5 protein-coding genes are annotated in these 4762 nt (G+C 77.0%); all 5 read right to left on the reverse strand.

The features are described 5' to 3' along the window. The coding region (locus tag JHAT_RS33155; protein WP_253195691.1) for a PfkB family carbohydrate kinase at nucleotides 1-879 on the reverse strand (879 nt) is incomplete at its 3' end. Next, a complete protein-coding gene (locus JHAT_RS33160) occupies nucleotides 876-1475 on the reverse strand; it encodes an SIS domain-containing protein (RefSeq protein ID WP_077801986.1) in 600 nt (199 codons plus the stop codon). The genes JHAT_RS33160 and JHAT_RS33155, both read right to left, overlap by 4 nt. After that, complete coding sequence (locus tag JHAT_RS33165) at nucleotides 1475-2692, reverse strand: glycosyltransferase (protein WP_077801987.1); 1218 nt, start codon at nucleotides 2690-2692, stop codon at nucleotides 1475-1477. Before JHAT_RS33165 ends, JHAT_RS33160 begins: the two co-directional genes overlap by 1 nt. Continuing rightward, nucleotides 2689-3639: a glycosyltransferase gene (locus JHAT_RS33170; RefSeq protein ID WP_077801988.1), complete on the reverse strand. Its 951-nt coding sequence runs from the start codon at nucleotides 3637-3639 to the stop codon at nucleotides 2689-2691. The genes JHAT_RS33165 and JHAT_RS33170 overlap by 4 nt, the downstream gene beginning before the upstream one ends. After that, entirely contained in the window at nucleotides 3636-4625 is a 990-nt protein-coding gene (locus tag JHAT_RS33175; RefSeq protein ID WP_077801989.1) for a glycosyltransferase family 9 protein, read from the reverse strand. The genes JHAT_RS33170 and JHAT_RS33175 overlap by 4 nt, the downstream gene beginning before the upstream one ends. Nucleotides 4626-4762 lie beyond the last annotated feature (137 nt).

Here is a 4762-nt window from a genome sequence, read left to right on the forward strand (position 1 = left end):
GGCGCCGGCACCGCCCGCCGCGACGAACGCCGTCGCCGCGCTCACCGCGCCCTCGACGGCCTCCCCCACCAGCGCGCCGTCGGCGAGCAGCCCGGCGGCGGTCGCGGCGAACCGGTCGCCCGCCCCGCAGGAGTCGCCGTGGTGGGAGGCGGGCGCGGGGACGAGCAGCGGGTGTTCCCCGTAGGACAGCAGGGCGCCGCGCGCACCGAGGGTCACCGTCACCGCGGCCACCCGCCAGTCGCGCACCAGCGCGGCGGCGTGGTGCGCGGCCGCGCGCAGGCCGCCGCCGGCCGCGCCGTCCCGGGGGGCGAAGCCGTGCGCCTCCTTCTCGGCGGGCGTCACCAGCCGGGTGCCGGGCACCGGGGCGCCCCCGCGCGGGTGCGGGTCCCAGACCAGGGGCGGGCGGGCGGCCAGGACGTCCCGTAGGGCGTCCGCCGCGCCGCGGCCGTAGTCGGAGACCAGGACCGCCCGGGCGGAGCGGAGCGCGGCGCGGGCCTCGTCGGTGGCCTCGCGGGCCCGGCCGCCGCCGCGGTCGAGGCGGACGACGGGCCGGTCCTGGGCGAGGACGCGGGTCTTCTCGGGCAGGGTGCCGGTCAGCGGCAGCGCGACCAACGTCAGCCACGGGTCGAGCAGTTCGCGCAGGATCCGGCTCGCCGGGTCGTCGCCGACGCCCGTGATCAGCGTGACCTCGCGGCCGTCGCGGGCGGCGAGGTAGGCGGCGAGCGCGGCACCGCCGGGCCGTACGCGTTCGGCGCACCCGGACACGACCGGCACGGGCGCGTCGGGGGCGAGGCGGTCGGCGGAGCCGGTCAGGTCGCGGTCCAGCAGGGCGTCGCCGACCACCACCAGCGGGGTCCTGTCAGCCGTGCGTCGCGTCACCTCCGCGTCCTCCCGTCCCGTGCGCCCCGGTCCAGGGCGGCGTCGAAGGCCGCGCAGACCATGTGCACGGCGACCAGGTGGATCTCCTGGACGGTGGCCGTCGAGGGGGCGTCCACGCACAGGGACTCGTCGCTGCCCGCCATGAGCGGGTTGGGTTCGCAGCCGGTGAGCGCCCACACCCGCATGCCGATCGCGCGTGCGGCGTCGGCGGCGGACAGCAGGTTGGCGCTGGCGCCGGACGTGGACAGCAGCATCAGCACGTCGCCCTCACGGCCGTGGGCGCGCACCTGGCGGGCGAACACCTCGTCGACGCCGTAGTCGTTGGCGATGGCGGTGGTGCTGGAGGTGTCGGCGTGCAGGGCGATCGCGGAGAACGGCGGCCGGTCGTCGCGGTAGCGGCCGACGAGTTCGGCGGTCAGGTGCTGGGCCTGGGCGGCGCTGCCGCCGTTGCCCGCGGCCAGCAGCCTGCCGCCGCCGGACAGGACGGCCGCGAGCCGCTCGCCCCAGCGTTCGGTGACGTGCGCGGAGGCGCGGAACGCCCGCAGCGCCTCCTGGAGTTCGTCGCAGTGTCCGACGACGGGCGGGTGCACGGTCATCACGCCACCTCCTTCGACAGGGCGTGGTCGGCGAGCGTCAGGCGGTAGACCTGCTCGGCGCCGTCGGCGACGCGCCGCCACGTGTAGTGCGTCAGGACGCGTTCGCGGCCGGCCGCGCCGTAGCGGCGGCGCAGTTCCCCGTCCGCGAGGAGTTCGCAGGCGGCCTCGGCGATCGCGTCCGGGTCCTGCGGGGCGACGAGGCGGCCGGTGGCCCCGTCGGCGACGGAGTCGCGGTGGCCGCCGACGTCGGTGGCGAGGACGGGCACGCCGCAGGCCATGGCCTCCAGCGGGACGATGCCGAAGGGCTCGTAGAGCGGGGTGCACAGCACCAGGTCGGCGCTGCCGAGCAGGGCGGGCATGTCGCGCGGGTCGACCGCGCCGAGCAGCCGGACCCGGTCGGCGACGCCGGCGCGGTGGGCGAGCGCGGTCAGGCGCTGTGCCTCGGGGTCGGCGTCCACGGCGTCGGACGGCGGGCCGCCGGCGATGAGGAGTTCGGTGTCGGGGACGTCGGCGAGGGCCTGGATCGCCTGGTCGTAGCCCTTGCGGGGCACCAGCCGGCCGCAGGCCAGCAGGCGGTGCCGCTGCCGGCGGGCGGGGGTGCGGCCGGAGGCGGCGCCGGGGCGGAAGTGCCCGGCGTCGACGCCGCAGGGCACGACGGACACCTGCCGGGGCGGCACGCCCATGTCGCCGAGTTCGACGACCTCGTCGGTGCAGGTGGCCAGCACCCGTGCGCAGGTGCGGCCGATCTGCCGCTCGATGCCGATGCGTTCGTACGGGCTGGTGTCCCGCATGCCCTGGTGGCGCCGCTTGACGGTGCCGAGGGCGTGGAAGGTCTGCACGAGGGGGATGCCGTGCGGTGCGGCGCCGATCTGGGAGGCCATGCCGGACATCCAGAAGTGGGCGTGGACCACGTCGGGCCGCTCGTGGGTCCACGCGCGCGCCAGGTAGGCGCCGAAGGTCGGCATGTGCGGGAACAGGTCGTCCTTGGGGAGGACTTCGGCCGGTCCGGCCGGCACGTGCTCGACGATGCCGCCGCCGGGCAGCGGCACCCGGTCGGGCAGGTCCAGCGAGTCGCGGCGGGTGTAGACCGTGACGTCGTGGCCGCGCCGGGCCAACTCCTCGGTGAGACGGGCCACGTAGACGTTCTGTCCACCGGCGTCGACGCCACCGAGCGCGGCCAGGGGGCTGGCGTGCTCGGACACCATGGCGATCCTCATCGGGTCACCTCCTTCAGCAGCCGCTCCCAGTCGTCCAGGAAGCGGGACAGCCCGTAGCGGGACAGGGCCGCCGCACGGGCCGCCTCGCCGACGGCCCGCGCGTGCGGCGGGTCGGCGAGGAAGTCGCGTACGGCGTCGGTCAGTACGTCGATGCGGTTGGAGACGACCCCGGCGCCCGGGGGCACGGCCTCGGTCACCTCCGTGGTGGCGAGCGCTACCACGGGCATGCCCAGATGCATGGCCTCCAGCAGGGACAGGCCCAGCGAGGTCCAGCGCACGGGGTGGACGTAGACGCGGCGGCGGGCCAGTTCGGTGTGCAGGTCGCTCTGGACGACGTCCTGGGTGCGGCAGCGCCCGGGGTCGACGCCGATGTGCGCGGCGAGGCCTTCGGTACGCATGCCGAACACGTCGAGCGGGGCGACGCGGGCGAACGCGGGGAGCAGGTCGGTTCCGGTGGTACGCCCGCGCCGGATCGGTTCGTTGACGACGACGGCGGCGCGTTCCAGCTCGCCGGTCCAGCGGTGGCCGGGGTCGACGATGCCGTGCTCGATGACGGTGGTGTCCGCCGGGCCGGCGTCCCACATCAGCCGGTTGAAGTGGGTGACGTGGACGAGGGTGACGCCGGGGACGTCCGCGGCGGGGTGTCGGGTGTCGGGCACGTCGCCGTCGGGGGCGTTGTGCTCCAGGTAGACCAGGGGCGGGCGGCGGCCCAGCCACCGGTCGACCAGGGCGAGTTCGTGGGGGCGCTGGAGGATCACGAGGTCGATGTCCTCGTCCCGCAGCTTCTCCGGCGGGACCTCGATCACCGACTCGGGCCAGTCCCAGGTGCGGGCGCGGCCGAGACCGTCGGGTCCCCGGTCGGGGGTGACCGGGACGAGGCAGGTGTGGGGGCCCTGCACGAAGGCCGTGGTCCACGACCCGTGCACGTGCCAGATGAGGATCCTCATGCCTCCCCCAGGAGCTTCTCGACGGCGGCGGCCACGTCGGTGCCGGTGACGGTGTCCAGGCAGGGGTGGCCGGGGACGGGGCAGTCCCGGGCCCTGCTGTCGGCGCAGGGCGCGTCCTGGTCGCCGAGCAGGACGTACGGGACGCCGTAGGGCCGCCAGCGCTCGGCCGGGACGACCGGGGCGAACAGGGACACCACGGGGGTGCCGACGGCGGCGGCGAGGTGGGCGGGCGCGGTGTTGCCGGTGACGACGACGCCCGCGCCCGCGAGGACGCCGGCCAGTTCGGGTGCCCCGGTGCGGCCGCCGAGGTCGGTGCCGTGGGTGCCCGCGACGTACGCGGTCAGGTCGCGCTCGTCGGGGCCGCCGGTGACCATCACGCGGTGCCCGGCGGCGGCCAGTTCGCGCACCGCCTCGGCGCTGCGCTCGGGGCTCCAGGCACGGGCGGGGACGCTGGCGCCGGGGTGCAGGACGACGTACGGCCCGGGGCCGGTGAGGTCGTCGGCGGGGGGTGGCGGGTGCACCCGCAGGCGCCCGTCGTCGGGGCGCGGGAACCCGGCCGCCTCGGCGAGGTCGAGGGCGGCCTCGGCCTCGTGGGCGTGCGGGGCGCGCCGGTGGCGCAGGTCGAGCAGGGAGCCGGGGTAGTCCACGCTGTCCGCGGCGATGTACCGGACGCCGGCCAGGCGCAGCACCAGGGCGGTGGGCAGCGGGGACTGGTGGAAGGAGGTGAGGACCAGCGCGGTGTCGGCGTCGATCCGGTCCACGAGGGCGTCGATGTCCTCCCGGTCGACGGCGGGCGGCTCGAACCCGCCCCACGGCGCGTCCCACACCAGGACCTCGTCCACGCCGGGCAGCAGCCGGGCCGCGGGCGCGCCGCGCGGCCCGCACAGCAGGGTGACGTGGTCGGCGCGGGCGGCGACGGCGCGCACGGCGGGTCCGGCGAGCAGCACGTCGCCGAAGCTGTCGAGCCGGGTGACCAGTGCCTTCATCGCGGCCTCCCGCGGGTGTCGGCGCCGACGGTGCGCGGCGCGGGGGTGCCGTCGGCGGGGGTGCCGTCGGCGCCGCCCGCGCCGGACGCCGCCTCGACGGGCCGTTTCGTCCGCCGGGGCCCCGTCCTTCGGCGGAC

The organism is Streptomyces sp. JHA26 (assembly GCF_002005565.1).
Classification (GTDB): domain Bacteria; phylum Actinomycetota; class Actinomycetes; order Streptomycetales; family Streptomycetaceae; genus Streptomyces.

Coding starts and splice junctions, on each gene's coding strand:
- JHAT_RS33160 (WP_077801986.1), bottom strand. CDS start 1,475: ATGACCGTGCACCCGCCCGTCGTCGGACACTGCGACGAACTCCAGGAG.
- JHAT_RS33165 (WP_077801987.1), bottom strand. CDS start 2,692: ATGAGGATCGCCATGGTGTCCGAGCACGCCAGCCCCCTGGCCGCGCTC.
- JHAT_RS33170 (WP_077801988.1), bottom strand. CDS start 3,639: ATGAGGATCCTCATCTGGCACGTGCACGGGTCGTGGACCACGGCCTTC.
- JHAT_RS33175 (WP_077801989.1), bottom strand. CDS start 4,625: ATGAAGGCACTGGTCACCCGGCTCGACAGCTTCGGCGACGTGCTGCTC.